Below are 18,166 nucleotides of genomic sequence, written 5' to 3' on the forward strand. Positions count from 1 at the left end.
CACAGCAACATCATGAGGGACTAAAGATTGAGCGATATTAAAGCATATCAATTATGAAGATTTGATGACAACGCCCATTTTATAAGCGTGCTTTGTCCACCAACCATGCATTCATTTCTTGAATATCTTGTTCAGTCAACTTACCCACAGATGCCTTTAAATGCAAGACATTGATCAGGTAGTCATACTTGGTATTGACATAATCTTGCTTGGCCGAAAAGGCGTTGCGCTGTGCCAGTAAAACATCGACCATAGTTTTTAAACCTTCTTGATACTGCGCTTGTGAGGCACGAGAGACGAGGCTGGATGATTCCATGGCAGCTTTACGTGCTTGCAACTTGGCTTGGTCTGTTTCCACTTGTAAATAGGACTTTTTCACCTCTGTATTGGCTTTACGGATAGCGGCATCCAATTCGGCTTCAGATTTTTTGACGTTGACGGCAGCTTTTTGAATCGACTTCTTGGTTCTCCCTCCCGTATAGACATTCCAATTCATCTCAATACCAATCTGATCAAAGTTGCCTTTGGCCGACATAATATTCTCAGGAGTCTGCTCACTATAACCATAGCTTCCCACAGCTTCAATTTGCGGATACAACGCAGCTTGTTCAACCCGTTTTTGATCTTCAGCATAGCGCTGCTGTAAACGTGCCTGCTGAATGCCTAAGTTCTGTGCGAGAGCTAAATTGGTCCATGCCGAAAGCTCTGCGGGATAAGGTTTTTGAAACTGAAAGTCTTCACGTAGCACTGCCAAGTTTTCTTGATAAGGCCCGATAATTTGCGCCAGTTGTTCCTGCGCCAAGACCAGTTGTACATGCGTCGCAATGCGGTTGGCCTGTGCGCTTTGGAATTGTGCATTGGCTTCACTCACATCACTTTTTGCCACCAAACCCTCTCTGAGTTTGGCATTCATCATATTCAGTTGCTCAAGTAGAGCCCGTTCTTCTTGTAAATTGGCTGCGGTTAAACTTTGTTGGCGCAGTACATTAAAATAGGCTTCCGTCACCGCTAAAATGTGTTGCTGTCGCTGTAGCTGTAAATTGACTTCACTTAAACTGAGGGAGGTCTTGACTTGTTTCAACCCTTCCCACGCATCCCAACGAAAAAGGGGTTGGCGCGCCGTAATCGCCACTTGTTTGGTGGTGGTCGTATCGGGCATGGAAAGAACCGAACTCACCTGCCCAATGGGTTGATTTTTTCGAGTCACATTCCCAGACAGACCAATGGTAGGTAGTAAATTGCCTTGTGCAATGCCTAAATTGAGTTGATCTGCTTCATATTGGAGTAAATTGGCTTGCCAGTTGGGATCATTGACTTTGGCGCGTTGTAAAGCGTCGACCAAATCCAAGGCATGACTCCACGGCGCGAAAAACAACACACAGCTGGCTAGGATACATTTAATCTTCATTGTTTTCAGTCAACCTTTCCGCCTCACTGGCCTCGTTCTGAGCAACGCTATACTAAAACGGGTTGTCATTTTTTTCGTATATTTTTTATTGCACTGGTTACAATAGCGCCCACTAATTTGTTCATTATGAAGTAAATATTAAACAGTGTCACAGCCCGTTCAACAAACTCATTCACAATACTACACATTAAAAATTCCATTCCCCCTATAAAATGAGGCACGGAGAAAAGGAGTTTCTCTACTGTGTTGTCGCTGAACTGAGTTTTTTGATCGAGTCGCTGTGAATCATTCTTCTTTATTTTCGCTTAAACCTTACGCACTGATTTTCATGTGCGCCCTGTTGGCTGCCTGTCAGAAACCTGAACCTGTCAGCTTTCAAGAGCCCGCACAAATAGAAGCGTCTTCGACTCAAACCTTGGACTTAACCGATTTGTGCCAAAAAATTGACAAAAACATGTCGGAAATAGATGCACAACGTACGACTTTTGCTTTAGAGCAAATCAATCAAGATCTTAAGCTGTGTTTACCTTTACTCGGCTTTCAACAACAAAAGCATTTATTGGGTTTATCCAATAAAATGTACCGTGACTTTTTATCGGTTGAACGTACACCGCAACAGCAGCGTGCTTTTGAAAGCTATGCCCTAGAAATGGCTCAGCATCCGACCATTCAACAAAGTCTTTTTGAGCAACTTACCATTCGCGACCAATACCTCATCAAACACCAAGGGCAGTCTTATGTCGAGCTGTTTGATGCAGGCGAAGGACAAGTGCATTACCGCCGTAGCCCTGAATATTTAGCCAAAATTTTCGCGCCTTATCTCCCTGTCGCAGAGCAAGCGTTTATTGAACATCTGGCGACACAGAATCAATACCCAGCCGTGATTGGGAGTCAGGTCAAAATTGACGCCAAAGAAATTGCGGATCGTGCGCTGTATTGGGAAAGCTATTTACAGGAATATCCGAAAAGTAGCTACCACCAAGATGCACGTCATCTGTTGAATCTATACAGCACCCTCTTGTTTATCGGACTGGATACTCAACGCGTTTACGACGGCTATACCGTGCAAAGCAATTATTTGGAAGAAATTGAGCGCCTAGCCGCATTAAAAAATTCAATAGTGACGGATCAAGCACGCTTATTTTTACAGTTTGTGGCGCTCAGTCCTGAACAAAGAGCGGCTCAAATCATCTTGCCTGCTTCCGCTCACGCACAGCGCCTCGGTGCAGATCAACTCTTACAAAGACAATTGGCGCATTTTATTCAACTACGTATGGTCCAACCCGATCAAGGCAAAGACTGCTTAAGCGATGCCATTTGCTTAGAACGTTGAACACATTCCCCCTTCACACTTTGAATAAAAAGGTCGCTGTTTTTAACAACAGTGCATGTTAAGATGATGCATCGCTTGACGGAGCGCGAGTAATTGCTCGCTGAGATCAGCTAAGACTTTTCAATAAAGTTTTGAAGCTGAGTACCGTTGAACCTGATCAGGTTAAGACCTGCGTAGGAATCAAGCCATCTAAAAACTGAACGCCTTTCATTGAACTATTTCCAGTAGAAATACATCCGTTGCATTTGTACCCGCAAATCAACAACACACAGAAATAGCTTCAATTGCCATCGTTTTTGGTCGTGCTTGATTCGTTGATGTCATTCATAAGGATCATTGCAATGAACCAGTTAACGAATCTTTCCGCTGAAATTTCAGCACAACATGAACAAGATGCTAAAGATCTGACCCGTATCTTGCCTGCCTCTAAAAAAGTTTATATCCAAGGTTCACGCCCAGACATTCAAGTCCCCATGCGTGAGATTGAACTGACCGAAACCCCAACAGGCTTAGGCGGTGAGTACAATCCACCAGTGATGGTGTATGACACCTCTGGTGTGTATACCGACACCAATGTCAGTATTGATCTAAACAAAGGTCTACCGAATGTCCGTGAAAGTTGGATTGAAGAGCGCAATGATACTGAAATGTTAGACAGCCTCAGTTCAAGCTTTGGTCAAGAGCGTTTACGGGATATTCGTACCGCTGATATTCGTTTTGCTCATATTCAAAAACCACGTCGTGCCAAAGCAAGCCACAATGTCACGCAGATGCATTATGCCAAACAAGGCATCATCACTCCTGAAATGGAATACATCGCTATTCGTGAAAATCAGCGTCAACGTGAAGGAGTCGATGCACGTCAGCACGCGGGACAAAACTTTGGTGCGCATAACTTGATGGAAATCACGCCTGAATTTGTGCGCAAAGAAGTGGCTGAAGGGCGTGCGATTATTCCTGCCAATATTAACCATCCTGAAATTGAACCGATGATCATTGGCCGAAACTTCTTGGTGAAAATCAATGCCAATATTGGTAACTCGGCTCTCGGCTCTTCAATCGATGAAGAAGTCGCAAAAATGACATGGGCAACCCGTTGGGGTGCAGACACCATCATGGACTTATCGACGGGTAAAAATATCCATGAAACTCGTGAGTGGATTATCCGTAACTCGCCTGTTCCGATTGGTACCGTACCGATCTATCAAGCTTTAGAAAAAGTTGATGGGGTAGCGGAAGACCTGACGTGGGAAATCTTCAAAGACACGCTGATCGAGCAAGCTGAGCAAGGCGTAGATTACTTCACCATCCATGCAGGCGTCTTATTACGTTATGTTCCAATGACGGCGAATCGCCTCACTGGTATCGTCTCTCGGGGTGGTTCGATCATGGCACAGTGGTGTTTGGCCCATCATCAAGAAAACTTCCTCTATACGCATTTTGATGAAATCTGCGAAATCATGAAGGCTTATGATGTGTCATTCAGCCTCGGTGATGGTCTACGTCCGGGCTGTATTCAAGATGCCAATGATGAAGCACAGTTCTCTGAATTACGCACTTTAGGTGAGTTGACTCATCGTGCTTGGAAACATGATGTGCAAGTGATGATTGAAGGTCCGGGGCATGTGCCTATGCACATGATTAAAGAAAATATGGATCTACAACTTGAAGTCTGCCAAGAAGCACCCTTCTACACTTTAGGGCCATTAACCACCGATATTGCACCGGGTTATGACCATATTACTTCTGCGATTGGTGCAGCGATGATTGGTTGGTATGGAACTGCTATGCTCTGTTATGTCACCCCTAAAGAACACTTGGGCCTGCCGAACAAGAAAGACGTCAAAGATGGCATCATCACCTATAAAATTGCAGCACATGCAGCAGATTTGGCCAAAGGTCATCCGGGTGCGCAAGTCCGTGATAATGCCCTATCTAAAGCACGTTTTGAATTCCGCTGGGAAGATCAGTTTAATCTCAGTCTTGATCCAGACACGGCGCGTAGCATGCATGATGAAACCATGCCGAAGGAAGCGCACAAGTCTGCACACTTCTGTTCAATGTGTGGTCCCAAGTTTTGCTCGATGAAAATCACCCAAAACGTGCGTGATTATGCACAAAATCAGCAAAACGCTACACTGAATAAAATTCAGCAAGAAGAGGTTGAAAACGGTCTCGATAGCATGAAAAAACAATTCCATGCAACCGGACAAAACTTGTACCAAAAAGTGTAAGTTGATAAAAAACCTTTTGTAATCATACGATTCTCAGTTAGGATGAAATGATAAATTTCATCCTGATTGCGCTTTATGAACATAATTAAGCAAGCTACATATCACAGTGAAGATGTCCAAATTGTAGACAGGGCCTTTGTTTTTCAGGGTTTTGTTCAAGTAGAAAAAGTAAATTTACGTCATCGCCTGTTTAATCAAACTGAGTACACCGCTGTGATTTCACGTGAGCTCATTCAGCGTCCTGAAGCTGCGGGTGTCTTGATTTATGATGATGCACAACAAAAATTTGCCTTGATTGAACAATTTCGTATTGGTGCTATGGATGATCAAGATTCAGCTTGGCAATTGGAGATTATTGCGGGAGTACTCGATGGTGATGAATCACCTGAAAGCTGTATTCGCCGTGAAGCATTAGAAGAATCAGGCTGTCAGATTGAACACTTACAGCATCTGTTTAGCTTTTATCCTTCTGCAGGTGCCTGTGCGGAACTGTTTCATCTGTATAGTGCTGCGGCCGATTTACCCGAACAAGGTGGTGTATTTGGTATGCCCGATGAAGGTGAAAATATTTTATTACACCTGATTGATTATGCGCAGATCGATACATTACTTTCCAATGGTCGGCTCAGAAATGCGCCTGTCATAATGGCCTTGCAATGGCTACAACAACAGATTAAAACGACAAGGAATGTCTAAGGGGTCAGGCATGACTTTAAATAATGAGAAAAATTGGACCATTATCCAAATTTCAGATACGCACTTGATGGATCAAGATCATCTGGAGTTTGTACGTATGAATCCAGAGCAAAGCTTTCATCATGTAATACAACACATTGTGGAACGTCATCCACAAATTGATGCCTTCGTCCATACGGGCGACTTGGCACAAGTACCTGTGCCTCGAACCTATCAACGCTATTTAGACTTTATGCAGAGTTTAAAGACGCCGTTTTATCAGGTTCCGGGCAATCATGACAATGCCGAACACTTCCCTTTTCATCAGCAGCAAAACAAAGTTCATGTGATTCACTTTGGCCCTTGGAGCGTGGTTTTACTCAATAGTGCTGTCAAAGGTAAAATCGATGGCTGGGTCGATGAAGCACAATTGAACCAACTGGAACAAATCCTACAAGAATTTGGCCAGCAACACATTGTGATTGCCTGTCATCATCATCCTTTTGAAATGCAGTCAAAATGGATTGACCAACATAAACTCAAGAACACCCAAGACCTTACTGCGGTTCTTGCAAAATACCACAATGTCAAAATTGTGCTGTCGGGACATGTCCATCAAGAATCATGGCGTGAATGGCATGGTATTCAGTTTTACTCGACGCCGTCTACCAGTGTCCAATTTAAGCCTTTAAGTGATCATTTTGCCTTAGATGAGCAAGCACCAGGTTATCGTATTTTACAATTAAACGCAGATGGCAGCCATGAAACCCACGTAGAACGTGTCTTACACGCACAGCAAAAAATAAATGTTGAAATTTCAGGTTATTAACTTTTCATTTTTATCGTTTTCAATTACCTTAGTTGCTCTTACGAAAAAGTGATCAATTTAATCCAAACATCAAAGACTATCAAAATACTTAAAAAGTCTATATGATGACGACCCCCGAGGGTTAATCTCCTCGAGGGTGGATAAAAACACTTGCATATCACCATATTTTTTGCGTATTAAAGATACGTATATGATGAGGATTGCCCTAAATGGCGAATGACAACCAAAATACTGTCTTAGACGAACAAACTGATGTTGTAGATGAAAAATCTACAAAACGTGTGCGCAAAACTAAGCCTAAAGCGACTGACGGTGGTTCTACTGCAAGCTTATTTGGTATTGAACCTTATCAGCCGAAAAAAAATGAAGAATACATGTCTGAAGGTCAGCTTGAGCACTTCCGCCAAATTTTGTTGGCATGGAAAGCAGAGTTGATGTCAGAAGTTGACCGCACACTCAACACCATGCAAGACGAAAACACCGCTTTGCCTGATGTGAATGACCGCGCGACACAAGAAGAAGAGTTTGCAATTGAACTACGTACACGTGACCGTGAACGTAAACTCATCCGCAAAATCGAACAATCAATTGAAGCGATTAAAAACGATGACTATGGTTTCTGTGAAACCTGTGGTATCGAAATTGGTCTGCGCCGTTTAGAGGCTCGTCCAACTGCAACTTTATGTATTGACTGCAAAACACTGGCAGAAATCAAAGAGAAGCAAAATAACGGTTAATTGTGACTGTTGATAACTCTCCAGCCAAGCATCGCTTGGCTCTTGCGCAGCGGCGAAACGATGTTTCGCTGACTCGCTACTCAGGTCGGTTTGCGCCATCGCCAACCGGCCCTTTGCATTTTGGTTCACTCATCACCGCCGTTGCCAGTTATTGCGAAGCTAAAGCACATCAAGGCACATGGTTGGTTCGTATCGAAGATACCGATATCCCGCGTATTTACCCTGGCAGTGAAAGCCATATCTTGCGTTGTATTGAGGCTTTCGGCTTTCAGCCCGATGCGGATATTATTTTCCAAAAAGATCGTCTCGATATATACGAAGACGTGATTCAACAACTGCATCAACTCAAACTGGTCTATGCCTGTCAGTGCACCCGAAAAATGCTCGGTTCTAACCACATTTATGCAGGCACCTGCCGTGACCTTACTCTGCCTTTTGAGCAACAAGCCATTCGCGTCAAAGTAGAAGATGTCGAGATTTGTTTTGATGATGCTCTGCAAGGCCGACACTGCTCACAACTGGCACATGAGCTCGGTGACTTTGTACTGAAACGCCGCGATGGCATTATCAACTATCAATTAGCGGTCGTGGTAGATGACTACCTACAAGGCATCACCCATGTGGTTCGTGGTGCAGATCTATTGGATAATACCGAGCGACAAATTTATTTAGGTCAGCTGCTAGATTACCCACGTCTTAGCTATATGCATCTGCCTTTAGCCATGAATGATCAAGGGCAAAAGTTGTCTAAACAAAATATGGCACAGGCACTGGATCTTAACCAAGCACCAGCACTACTCGCTCAAGCGATACATGCTCTAAATCAGCCATCTGTCGCGTTAGACCACCCTGAACGAATGTTGCAACAAGCCATTGCGCAATGGGATGTTTCACTAATTCCGCACCATACTACCCTGCACGGTATCTATTTATAGCAAAACGATTGCGGCAGAAACTCAACGCGAGGTCTAGTGCGCAACGTTTGTAATTGAAAGAAATTCAAAAAATTTAGAAGGGCTCAAACGCTATCCGCATAAAACGAAAAGTACGTTTAGTCTGCGGAAAGCGTGATGAAAGAACAACCCGCTTAGAAGCTGGATTCTTCTTTGGTTGGATTAGCACTTTGTGTTGTTGCATCAATTTTCAAAATCAAACTGATCATCACTGCACACATAATCAGTGATGAACCGCCATAACTAATAAAAGGTAGCGTCAAACCTTTGGTTGGCAGCATACCCATATTCATACCTGCGTTTACCAAAATTTGCAGTAAGAAAATAATCGATACCCCATAAGCCAAATAACCCGCACGCAGGTACTGATTCTTCAGCGCACGATGACCCACTTTGATACAGCACAGCAACATGGTAAAGGACAGAATTAAGACCGTAGTGATGCCGAAAAAGCCAAACTCTTCACCTAAAATAGCCAACATGAAGTCGGTATGGGCTTCAGGTAAGTAGGCCATTTTCTGTACACTGTGGCCAAGTCCTACACCAAACCATTCACCACGTCCAAAGGCCATCAAGGCATTGGAAAGCTGGTAACCAGTGCCTAGCGGATCTTCCCAAGGGTTTGAGAAAGACATTAGACGTTCAAAACGGTAAGGCTCAAACACAATCAGAAAGACAAATGCCGCAAAAATTGCACCAAAAGCCATACCAAACTGAATCAACGGCGCGCCAGCAAGGAAGAAAATCCCGAGCATCATCAAACTAATGACCACGGTTGCACCCAAGTCGGGCTCCGCAATAATCAAACCCACCGTCAATAGCATAATGATGCCGAGACGAATCAAGCCTTTGATGTTATTTCTTACTTCTTCGGCACGGCGTACCACATAGTCGGCTGTGAAAATCGCCATCATCACTTTGGCAACCTCAGAAGCCTGCAAGGTGAAGCCCGCAACACGAATCCAGCGGGTCGAACCATTGACCTCCGTACCGACGACCAACACAGCGGCCAGCAGTAAAATGGTCAAAATCCACAGCGGAAAGGTGTTATTGAACCAAACATTGAGCGGAACTCGGTATACCGCATAGGCCAAAACGCCAGCCACCGCAATTGAAATGCCGTGACGAAGGACATAGTGAAATGAATTCTCATGAAGGCGTTCAGCATAAGGCATCGACGCAGATGCGACCATGATCGAACCTAAACACAACAATGCAATGACGCAAAAGATCAACACATTACGCGGTGTCACTTCGCTGGGTACACGCGGCGCCCAACGGCTATAAAACTGGTTAATTTTATTGATCGTTGTCTGAGCAAACTCAGCCATCTCAATTTCCTTATTATTTTTAGTGGAGTTCTTGCACACAAGCGACAAACTGATGTCCGCGCTGTGGGTAACCACTGAACATATCAAAACTTGCACATGCAGGTGACAATAACACGACATCATAGGCTTGGGTATGGGCTTGGCAAAGTGCAACCGCCTGCTCTAAAGTCTCAGCATGCAGTAAGGTCGTTGTTCCTGCCACGGCTTTTTCAATCAACGCCGCATCTTCACCAATCAACACAGCCACCTTCACGTATTTGCTCAAAGCCTCACGTAAAGCGCTAAAGTCTTGCCCTTTGCCTTGACCACCTAAAATGATCGCGACTTTGCCGCCTTTGGCTTCAATCGCAACACCTAGACCATCAATCGCAGCCAGTGTTGCGCCTACATTGGTGCCCTTAGAGTCATTATAGTAACGAACACCCTCAACTTCTTTCACAAACTCACAGCGATGCTCTAAGCCTTTAAAGCTTTTCAGTGTTTCCAACATCGACTCCAGCGGAAGATTGATTGCCTCACCTAAAGCTAAACAGGCCAAAGCATTGGCCACATTGTGCGTGCCTTGAATATACATCTCTGCACTGTTCAATAAACGTGTGCGGCCACGGGCCAACCAGATCGTACCGTCGTCATCTCTTAATACACCGTACTGATTCATATCAGGTGCATTTAAACCAAAGCTTTGCATTGGCGTAGCATCAGGGACCAAAGGACGAGTAAGTGAGTCATCACGGTTATGAACGACTTTTTTCACACCTTGGAAAATGCGATGCTTCGCGGTGTGATAGCCCATCATATCGCCATGACGGTCAAGATGGTCTTCACTCATATTCAGTACCACCGCAACTTCAGCTTGTAAATTTGAAGTGGTTTCTAACTGAAAGCTGGATAGCTCTAAAATGTATAAATCTGGCTCATCTTTGGTCAAATCCAACGCTGGGCGACCAAGGTTACCGCCTACCGCGACTTTTACACCTGCATGTTCAGCCATTAGCCCAATCAAGGTCGTCACGGTACTTTTTGCATTCGACCCAGTAATGGCCATGATCGGCTTGTCGGTTGCACGGCGTAGGATTTGAATTTCACTCACCACGGGAATACCTTTGGCAATCGCAGCTTGAATTTCAGGTAGTTTCGGATCGAGCCCAGGGCTAATAACGATTTCTTCAGCAGACAACAACAGTTCTGCGTCAAACTGACCAAAACTGGTTTGTACCTCTGCTGGAATTTGGTCATGACCGGGCGGGGTCGACCGAGAGTCCGTTACTGCAACGCGGTAGCCTTGGTTATGTAAAAAATTGACCGCTGCAACACCAGAAATGCCGAGCCCTGCAACGACCTTAAGTCCACCACGTTGTATTAACATTTTCGCCCCATGCTTGGTCTGAGATTTATCTGCGGAAATGTTAGCACTTTGCTGTTTTGAATGCTTTTTCTGTTTTGACTTTCCTGCACTTTTTTTGTGTCAGTGCGTAAAAAAGCCGCCCCTCTTGGACGGCTTTTTTATTTGTGAGCAAAAATCGTTTTTATTTCCACTTCACCGCTTGGACTTCAGGCTTTTTCGCATTGCTGTCTTCCGTTGCTGGACAAGCACAGTTTCCGCCACAACCACCAGCCATTGACGGTTTTAACCACGTTGCTAAACGCGTCCAACCTCGAGCCTCACACAGCGCAGACAAGGACATGAAAACTGAACCCGATGTCTTAGGAAATACTTTCTTAAATACCACCACGGCACTCCAGATCACCAGAGCAGCAACAATTAGAATTTCAATCATCTCAATCTCCTCGCCTATTTACGCCAATTAGCCCAAATAGTGCGTTGCAATTTGATAGGTCAGGAATGACATTAAATAAGCCAAACCAAACAAGTAAATGGTCATAAAACTCACGGTTTTCCATGAACCTGTTTCACGTTTGACCGTCGCCAAAGTCGCCAAACAGTGCGGCGCATAAATAAACCACACCAATAAAGACAGACCAGTCGCCACCGACCAGCCGAGCTCACCGCCACTACTGATCAGTGAAGCCAAACCTTGTGACATTGCATCTTCATCGACAGCGGATAAGGCATATACCGTACCTAAAGCTGCCACTACGACTTCACGAGCGGCCATGGCTGGAATCAAGGCAATACAAATCTGCCAGTTGAAGCCCAGCGGTGCAAAAATCGGTTGTAGTAAATGACCGAGCATACCGGCAAATGAATAATCAATTTCTGGTAAAGTCGCACCTTCAGGGGCTTGCGGGAAAGTACACAAGAACCACAGCAAAATAGACAACGCGAAAATGATGCCACCCACACGACGCAAGAAGATCTTGGCGCGGTCAAGTAAACCAATCCAAATATTCTTTAAGTCAGGGAAACGATAGCTTGGCAACTCCATCATCAACATATGTTGTGACTTATCTTTCTGGAAGAACTTCAGAACGAAAGATACACACAGTGCACTCACAATCCCGGCCATATATAATGCAAACAACACCAAACCTTGCAGATTGAATAGGCCCCAAACGGTTTGTTCAGGAATAAAAGCGGCAATTAACAAGGCATATACAGGTAAACGTGCAGAACACGTCATCAGCGGTGCAACAAAAATCGTGGTCAAACGGTCACGCGGATCACCAATGGTACGCGATGCCATGATGCCCGGAATTGCGCAGGCAAAGCTTGATAACAATGGAATAAAGGCACGCCCAGAAAGACCTGCTTTAAACATCAGTTTATCCAGCAAAAACGCGGCACGCGGTAAATAACCCGACTCTTCCAACACCAAGATAAAGAAGAACAAAATTAAAATCTGCGGTAAGAACACCACCACACCACCCGCACCCGCAATAACTCCGTCCACCACCAAGCTATTAAGCAAAGGTTGGCTAATGGACCCACCGATGGTTTCACCTAGCCAGCCAAAGAAAGTTTCAATCCCATCCATAAACGGCGCAGCCCAAGCAAAAACGGCTTGGAAGACAATAAACATCATGACGGCAAGGCTAACTAAACCCAAAACTGGATGTAGGAAAATCTTATCTAGAAAATCAGTTCGCTTGTCTTCTTCATCGACGTACTGCACAGCGTCATGTAATAAATTTTCTACTTTCTCATGTGCAGTGTCGCCTTTTAAACCCGTCAGCTCGGTATAAGGCACGGCATATTTGCCCTGCTCTAAAGCGCTAAGCAGGCTTTCAATACCCGAGTTACGCACCGCAACCGTTTCAACGATCGGCACACCCAAGCGCTCAGAAAGCTTTTGGGTATTGATTTGCATGCCACGGCGACGTGCTTCATCCATCATGTTTAAAACGATTAACATTGGACGGCCCAATGCAATCAGTTCAATCACTAAACCAAGGTGAAGTTTGAGGTTGGTTGCATCAACCACACATAAGAAAGCATCTTGCTGATCTTCGTCTGCAATTTTCCCCATCACCACATCGCGGGTAATCATTTCATCAGGGCTGGTCGCATCTAAGCTATACGTCCCTGGCAAATCCAGAACGCGAACCGCTTGACCAGAAGGAAGACTAAATTGACCAACTTTACGCTCAACCGTTACACCCGCATAGTTACCTACTTTTTGGCGTGTTCCAGTGAGATGGTTAAATAAAGAAGTTTTACCGCAGTTTGGATTACCTACAAGGGCAACACGCAAGGCATCACTCATCTAGGTGCTCCTTCGACTTGAATTTCAATTTTTTCAGCTTCAACTTTTCTTAAGGCGAAACGTGTAAAACCCACTTGGATTAAAATTGGATCGCCACCAAAAACACCTTTGGTAATCACCTGTACTTTTGTACCTGCGACAAAGCCTAATGTTTCAAGACGACTAGCCACCAAATCAGTCTGAGCTTCGCCATCCAAAGTATGATTCACTTTGTTAATGATGGCAGTTTGTTTGACTTTTAAATCAGATAAACGCACCGCATCCAACCCTTTAATATTTTGAACAGTATACAAACAAATGAGAATAATTACCAAATCAGATTCGATAATGATTCGCATCTGTTATAACACATCGACAAGCGAGAATGATTACACTACATTGAATAAAACCCCTATTCCTTGTTTTTGTCTTTCCGTGATGATGTGCTTGAGAGCTTTATGTTAAATAAAAAACCGCGTGTGCCTGCGCCTGTTCAAATTCCAACTCAGCTCAGTTTTTTACACGGCTTTAAAGATTATCTCATTGCACAAACCGTCAGCCCACACACCCGAAATGCTTATCTCTCGGACTTATTGCAGTGCAGCGAGTGTAGTCAGGTGAGCATGCCCGAATGGCGCAGTGATGATGTCGCCGATGTTCTGCTGGCCCTGACCAAGCAAGGCAAAAGCCCGCGCTCCATTGCGCGCTGTCTGTCTGCTCTGCGTTCTTTTTTTAAGTTTCTACGGGAACAAAAACTGCGTTCAGACAACCCTGTCGCACTACATAAAACACCCAAAATTGGCCGCGCACTGCCTAAAGATTTGTCTGAGCAAGACGTGGATGCCTTAATTCAAGCTCCAGATATTGAAACCGCTCTCGGACTCCGTGATCGTGCCATGTTTGAAGTGTTGTATGCCTGTGGACTGCGTGTATCTGAGCTACTGAACTTACGCCTAGACTTAATCAATTTAAAACAAGGCTATTTAAGAATTACGGGTAAAGGCAATAAAGAAAGGCTGGTACCTTTGGGGCAAATCGCAGTGGAATGGGTCGAAAAATACTTAATTGAATCCCGTCCGCAATTATATAAATCTGCAACTGACTATCTGTTTTTAACTCAACATGGCGGCATTATGAGTCGGCAAAACTTTTGGTATGCCATTAAACGCTATGCCTTACAAGCAGGGATTCAGGCTGAACTGTCTCCACATACCTTACGACACGCTTTTGCAACGCATTTACTCAATCACGGCGCCGACTTGCGTGTAGTACAAATGTTATTGGGACATAGTGATCTGTCCACGACACAAATTTATACCCATGTTGCACAAGTACGTATGCAACAACTACACGCCAGCTATCACCCAAGGGCTTAAGGTCTTGATCATCCATAACTTAAGGCTGTTTTTAGCACGAAGACTACGAAGTATTACCGAGACCTATAGTTTTTTTGCTATGCTTGGCGCTCTGTTTTTATAAAGTCAAAAGAAAAAGGGTTATCTATGTTATTTACCCGTAAACCATTGTTCATTGCCTGTGCCATTGCTTCAAGTGTTCTATTTACAGCATGTTCAAATAACACTGAAGAAAAAAAACAAGACTCTTTAACAGCAAGCGCGCCAGCCACAGGTGAAGCGTCGACTTTGACGGAACGCAACGCAAAGCAACGTTTAATTGACACTCTTCAAAAGCATTTCAAAACAGCCAATATCAATGCCAAAATCATCGATATCAAAACCACTGAAGTGCCAAATTTATTTTGGGTCAATCTTGAAGGGATGAGCTCGGTTTATACCACGGCAGATGGTAAATATATTATCCAAGGTGATGTGATTCGCTTGGGCGATAAAACACTCCACAACGTCAGCGACAATCTGCAAGCTGAAGCCAACAAAAAGCTTCTAGCAGGGCTCAAAACTGAAGACTTACTGGTTTATAAAGCCAAAGGCAAGACCAAGCATGTGGTTTATGTCTTTACCGATGCCAGCTGCCCTTACTGCCATAAACTGCACGAACACATCCCTGAAATCACAGCTCAAGGCATTGAAGTACGTTACATTGCATGGCCGCGTGGCGAACAGTTCATGCCAGCCATGGAAAGTGTGTGGTGTAGCGCAGACCGTCAAGCTGCCTTTGATCAAGCAATTTCAGGTGCTCAACTTCCACCAGCGACCTGTAAAAACCCAGTACGAGATCAATACCAGTTGGGTCTGAACATGGGCGTAAATGGGACACCTGCGATCTACAATGAAGATGGTGAATATCTCGGTGGCTATTTGGCCCCAAGTGAATTATTAAATCGCCTTAAATAACTAATTTTTATTTGTTATTTAACTAATATTTATAGTTGAACATAAAATGATTTCTTTCCTAGAGTCTCACAGTTTTTTTAGCTATGATCTAGGCTTGGTTCAATATATATAAGTAAATTGGAGTGTGACGTGAAACCAGTTCGTCTGGCAATCCTCGGTCTTGGTACTGTGGGTGGTGGTGCCCTTAAACTACTAAAAGAAAATGCTGCTGAGATTAAACGTCGCACCGGTCGTGAAATTCAAATTACCTATGTCGGCACACGCCGCCCTCGTCCAGACTTAGATTTAGGCGATGAGGTCAAGCAAAGTGCTGACTTACTCGACATTGTGCGTCAGCCTGATGTCGATGTTGTGGTTGAAGTAATGGGTGGCATCCACCCTGCATATGAAGTGATTAAAGAAGCCATTTTGCATGGCAAACAAGTGGTCACCGCGAACAAAGCTTTACTTGCTGAACATGGTAATGAGCTGTTCAAGCTGGCGGATGACAATGCCGTGCAAATCGCCTATGAAGCTGCGGTTGCAGGGGGCATTCCCATCATTAAAGTGATGCGCGAAGGTCTAGCTGCAAACAAGATTAATTGGTTAGCGGGTATCATCAATGGTACAGGCAACTTTATTCTGACTGAAATGCGTGAAAAAGGTCGTGCTTTTGCCGATGTGCTCAAAGAAGCACAAGAGCTGGGTTATGCCGAAGCTGATCCAACTTTTGATGTCGAAGGCATTGATGCTGCACATAAACTCACGATTTTAGCATCGTGTGCTTTTGGTATTCCGCTACAGTTTGACAAAGTCTATACCGAAGGCATCAGTAAAATCACAGCGCAAGACGTGAAGTATGCTGAAGAACTGGGTTTCCGTATTAAGCACTTGGGGATTGCGCGTCGTGCGGCGAATGGCATCGAACTTCGTGTTCACCCAACCTTGATCCCTGCGGAAGAACTGATTGCCAATGTCAACGGCGTTAAAAATGCTGTCTTGGTACAAGCACATGCTGTCGGCCCAACCTTGTACTATGGAGCAGGCGCAGGCGCAGGTCCAACGGCTTCTGCGGTCGTTGCAGATGTCATTGATATCGTCCGTGATATCTCGTATACCGAAGATGGCGCTGGAACGATTCCACAATTGGCCTTCGAAGCACTGACCAATGTGCCCATTTTAAGCCGCGAAGAAATGACCACCGGTTATTACATCCGGATTAATGCTGAAGATCAAACTGGCGTCTTGGCCGATGTAACTACGATTCTGAGCCGTGCAGGCATCAGTATCGATGCCATCATGCAACAACCACGCTTAAAAGACCTTATTCCAATCGTGATTTTGACTGATCCAGTCGTTGAATCAAAAATGGACGAGGCACTTGCTCAAATTCAAGCCTTACCCGTCATTCATGGCGAAATCGTGCGAATTCGTTTAGAATCGCTTGATAATTAATCGGGTTGAGGAAAAGAACGCTCTTCTCTTCCTCACCAAGCTCTACACACAATTGGAACATCATCATGTCGAATGCCAATCGTTATACTGGTTTAGTTGACCGTTATCGCGACCGTTTACCAGTGTCTGCAACTACTCGCGCTATTTCTTTAGGTGAAGGTAATACGCCACTGATTAAACTCGAGAACATTCCACGTTTAATTGGCAAAAATGTTGAAATTTATGTGAAGTACGAGGGCTTAAACCCGACTGGTTCATTTAAAGACCGTGGTATGACCATGGCGGTTACTAAAGCCGTTGAAGAAGGCTCAAAAGCGATTATCTGTGCCTCTACAGGTAATACCTCAGCTGCGGCTGCGGCTTATGCAGCACGTGCAGGCATCAAAGCGTTTGTGTTAATCCCAGAAGGCAAAATTGCCATGGGTAAAATGGCGCAAGCAATGATGTATGGTGCCATCACCATGCAAATCCGCGGTAACTTTGATGACGGCATGCGTCTGGTTAAAGAAATTGCCGACAAAGCCCCAGTGACCATCGTAAACTCAATCAACCCATACCGTTTGCAAGGTCAAAAAACCATTGCTTATGAAATCGTCGATGAGTTAGGTCGTGCACCAGATTACCACTGCCTACCAGTAGGTAACGCAGGAAACATTACTGCACACTGGATGGGTTATACCGAAGCAGTTGCCAATCAACCTGCAGATCAATTTGAGCAAGTGATTTACGACGCTGAAACAGATCAATTCACGGGTCCTAAACCTGAAGGCTTACCAACTATGGTTGGTTACCAAGCAGCAGGTGCTGCGCCATTCTTACGTGGTGCACCCGTTGAGAACCCTGAAACAGTTGCAACGGCAATCCGTATTGGTAATCCTCAAAGCTGGAACCATGCTAAAGCGGTGGTTCGTGATTCTCAAGGTTGGTTCGATGAACTGACTGATGCTGAAATCTTAGAAGCACAGCGTTTGCTTTCAATGTATGAAGGTGTCTTTGTAGAACCTGCTTCTGCAGCATCAATTGGCGGTGCAATCCGTGACATCAAAGCAGGTAAAATTGCGGAAGGTTCTGTGATTGTCTGTACCGTGACAGGTAATGGTCTGAAAGACCCAGATACTGCGATCAAACAGTGTTCTGATGCGGTCATGCTATCAATCGATGCCACTTTAGAACAAGTTCGCGATTCAATTCTTTCAAACATGTAATTGAGAGAAGACAAAAAAAGCCCTGCATATGCAGGGCTTTTTTATGACTCAATTTTCGTTGTTGAGTGAAC

16 protein-coding genes and 1 riboswitch are annotated in these 18,166 nt (G+C 44.5%); of the genes, 10 read left to right on the top strand and 6 right to left on the bottom strand.

Going from position 1 to position 18,166, the window contains the following annotated elements:
• Nucleotides 1-79: 79 nt before the first annotated feature.
• Nucleotides 80-1,408, bottom strand: a complete 1,329-nt coding sequence (abuO, locus tag AC4MDD_RS16470; protein ID WP_201953297.1) for a multidrug efflux outer membrane protein AbuO — start codon at nt 1,406-1,408, stop codon at nt 80-82.
• A gap of 280 nt (nt 1,409-1,688) precedes the next feature.
• Here abuO and AC4MDD_RS16475 point away from each other — a divergent pair, with 280 nt between their 5' ends.
• The 6 genes from AC4MDD_RS16475 to gluQRS all read left to right on the top strand — a co-directional run bounded on the left by AC4MDD_RS16475 (nt 1,689) and on the right by gluQRS (nt 8,151).
• Nucleotides 1,689-2,741 carry a hypothetical protein gene (locus AC4MDD_RS16475; RefSeq protein ID WP_419282454.1) on the top strand — a complete coding sequence of 351 codons (1,053 nt, stop codon included), beginning with the start codon at nt 1,689-1,691 and terminating at the stop codon, nt 2,739-2,741.
• A 69-nt stretch (nt 2,742-2,810) separates the two neighbouring features.
• Nucleotides 2,811-2,938, top strand: a riboswitch (TPP riboswitch).
• A 144-nt stretch (nt 2,939-3,082) separates the two neighbouring features.
• The gene (thiC, locus tag AC4MDD_RS16480; protein ID WP_491882037.1) at nt 3,083-4,975 is read left to right on the top strand and encodes a phosphomethylpyrimidine synthase ThiC; all 1,893 of its coding nucleotides are present in this window, start codon (nt 3,083-3,085) and stop codon (nt 4,973-4,975) included.
• A 75-nt stretch (nt 4,976-5,050) separates the two neighbouring features.
• Nucleotides 5,051-5,671: an NUDIX domain-containing protein gene (locus AC4MDD_RS16485; RefSeq protein ID WP_078390096.1), complete on the top strand. Its 621-nt coding sequence runs from the start codon at nt 5,051-5,053 to the stop codon at nt 5,669-5,671.
• Between the two features lie 10 nt (nt 5,672-5,681).
• Complete coding sequence (gene cpdA, locus AC4MDD_RS16490; RefSeq protein WP_279733536.1) at nt 5,682-6,479, top strand: 3',5'-cyclic-AMP phosphodiesterase; 798 nt, start codon at nt 5,682-5,684, stop codon at nt 6,477-6,479.
• Nucleotides 6,480-6,688: 209 nt separating this feature from the next.
• Nucleotides 6,689-7,216, top strand: coding sequence for an RNA polymerase-binding protein DksA (gene dksA / locus AC4MDD_RS16495; RefSeq protein ID WP_004692816.1), 528 nt, complete (start codon nt 6,689-6,691; stop codon nt 7,214-7,216).
• A gap of 2 nt (nt 7,217-7,218) precedes the next feature.
• Entirely contained in the window at nt 7,219-8,151 is a 933-nt protein-coding gene (gluQRS, locus tag AC4MDD_RS16500) for a tRNA glutamyl-Q(34) synthetase GluQRS (protein WP_491882038.1), read from the top strand.
• Nucleotides 8,152-8,303: 152 nt separating this feature from the next.
• Here the strand turns inward: gluQRS and ftsW are convergent, their stop codons facing one another.
• From ftsW to AC4MDD_RS16525, 5 genes are all read right to left on the bottom strand, one after another.
• Entirely contained in the window at nt 8,304-9,500 is a 1,197-nt protein-coding gene (gene ftsW, locus AC4MDD_RS16505) for a putative lipid II flippase FtsW (RefSeq protein WP_010325707.1), read from the bottom strand.
• A gap of 19 nt (nt 9,501-9,519) precedes the next feature.
• Nucleotides 9,520-10,866 (bottom strand): UDP-N-acetylmuramoyl-L-alanine--D-glutamate ligase, encoded by a 1,347-nt coding sequence (gene murD, locus AC4MDD_RS16510; protein WP_491882039.1) that lies wholly within the window; start codon nt 10,864-10,866, stop codon nt 9,520-9,522.
• A 160-nt stretch (nt 10,867-11,026) separates the two neighbouring features.
• Nucleotides 11,027-11,278 (bottom strand): DUF6587 family protein, encoded by a 252-nt coding sequence (locus tag AC4MDD_RS16515; RefSeq protein ID WP_004692822.1) that lies wholly within the window; start codon nt 11,276-11,278, stop codon nt 11,027-11,029.
• Between the two features lie 27 nt (nt 11,279-11,305).
• Nucleotides 11,306-13,165, bottom strand: a complete 1,860-nt coding sequence (feoB, locus tag AC4MDD_RS16520) for a ferrous iron transporter B (protein ID WP_491882040.1) — start codon at nt 13,163-13,165, stop codon at nt 11,306-11,308.
• Entirely contained in the window at nt 13,162-13,422 is a 261-nt protein-coding gene (locus AC4MDD_RS16525; RefSeq protein ID WP_010325703.1) for a FeoA family protein, read from the bottom strand. Before AC4MDD_RS16525 ends, feoB begins: the two co-directional genes overlap by 4 nt.
• Nucleotides 13,423-13,602: 180 nt before the next feature.
• On the opposite strand from AC4MDD_RS16525, the gene xerD reads away from it, so the two are divergent.
• The 4 genes from xerD (at nt 13,603) to thrC (ending at nt 18,095) form a co-directional block, all read left to right on the top strand.
• Complete coding sequence (xerD, locus tag AC4MDD_RS16530) at nt 13,603-14,520, top strand: site-specific tyrosine recombinase XerD (RefSeq protein WP_419282458.1); 918 nt, start codon at nt 13,603-13,605, stop codon at nt 14,518-14,520.
• A 126-nt stretch (nt 14,521-14,646) separates the two neighbouring features.
• Nucleotides 14,647-15,456 carry a DsbC family protein gene (locus AC4MDD_RS16535; protein WP_004692830.1) on the top strand — a complete coding sequence of 270 codons (810 nt, stop codon included), beginning with the start codon at nt 14,647-14,649 and terminating at the stop codon, nt 15,454-15,456.
• A gap of 129 nt (nt 15,457-15,585) precedes the next feature.
• Nucleotides 15,586-16,890 carry a homoserine dehydrogenase gene (locus AC4MDD_RS16540; protein WP_010325700.1) on the top strand — a complete coding sequence of 435 codons (1,305 nt, stop codon included), beginning with the start codon at nt 15,586-15,588 and terminating at the stop codon, nt 16,888-16,890.
• A 65-nt stretch (nt 16,891-16,955) separates the two neighbouring features.
• A complete protein-coding gene (gene thrC, locus AC4MDD_RS16545) occupies nt 16,956-18,095 on the top strand; it encodes a threonine synthase (RefSeq protein WP_004692833.1) in 1,140 nt (379 codons plus the stop codon).
• Nucleotides 18,096-18,166: the final 71 nt, after the last annotated feature.

The organism is Acinetobacter sp. CAU_H_29a_1 (assembly GCF_058599505.1).

What these genes read in the sequence shown, in the direction of transcription:
- abuO (WP_201953297.1), bottom strand. Translation starts at nt 1,408, where the DNA reads ATGAAGATTAAATGTATCCTAGCCAGCTGTGTGTTGTTTTTCGCGCCG.
- thiC (WP_491882037.1), top strand. Translation starts at nt 3,083, where the DNA reads ATGAACCAGTTAACGAATCTTTCCGCTGAAATTTCAGCACAACATGAA.
- AC4MDD_RS16485 (WP_078390096.1), top strand. Translation starts at nt 5,051, where the DNA reads ATGAACATAATTAAGCAAGCTACATATCACAGTGAAGATGTCCAAATT.
- cpdA (WP_279733536.1), top strand. Translation starts at nt 5,682, where the DNA reads ATGACTTTAAATAATGAGAAAAATTGGACCATTATCCAAATTTCAGAT.
- dksA (WP_004692816.1), top strand. Translation starts at nt 6,689, where the DNA reads ATGGCGAATGACAACCAAAATACTGTCTTAGACGAACAAACTGATGTT.
- ftsW (WP_010325707.1), bottom strand. Translation starts at nt 9,500, where the DNA reads ATGGCTGAGTTTGCTCAGACAACGATCAATAAAATTAACCAGTTTTAT.
- murD (WP_491882039.1), bottom strand. Translation starts at nt 10,866, where the DNA reads ATGTTAATACAACGTGGTGGACTTAAGGTCGTTGCAGGGCTCGGCATT.
- AC4MDD_RS16515 (WP_004692822.1), bottom strand. Translation starts at nt 11,278, where the DNA reads ATGATTGAAATTCTAATTGTTGCTGCTCTGGTGATCTGGAGTGCCGTG.
- feoB (WP_491882040.1), bottom strand. Translation starts at nt 13,165, where the DNA reads ATGAGTGATGCCTTGCGTGTTGCCCTTGTAGGTAATCCAAACTGCGGT.
- xerD (WP_419282458.1), top strand. Translation starts at nt 13,603, where the DNA reads ATGTTAAATAAAAAACCGCGTGTGCCTGCGCCTGTTCAAATTCCAACT.
- AC4MDD_RS16535 (WP_004692830.1), top strand. Translation starts at nt 14,647, where the DNA reads ATGTTATTTACCCGTAAACCATTGTTCATTGCCTGTGCCATTGCTTCA.
- thrC (WP_004692833.1), top strand. Translation starts at nt 16,956, where the DNA reads ATGTCGAATGCCAATCGTTATACTGGTTTAGTTGACCGTTATCGCGAC.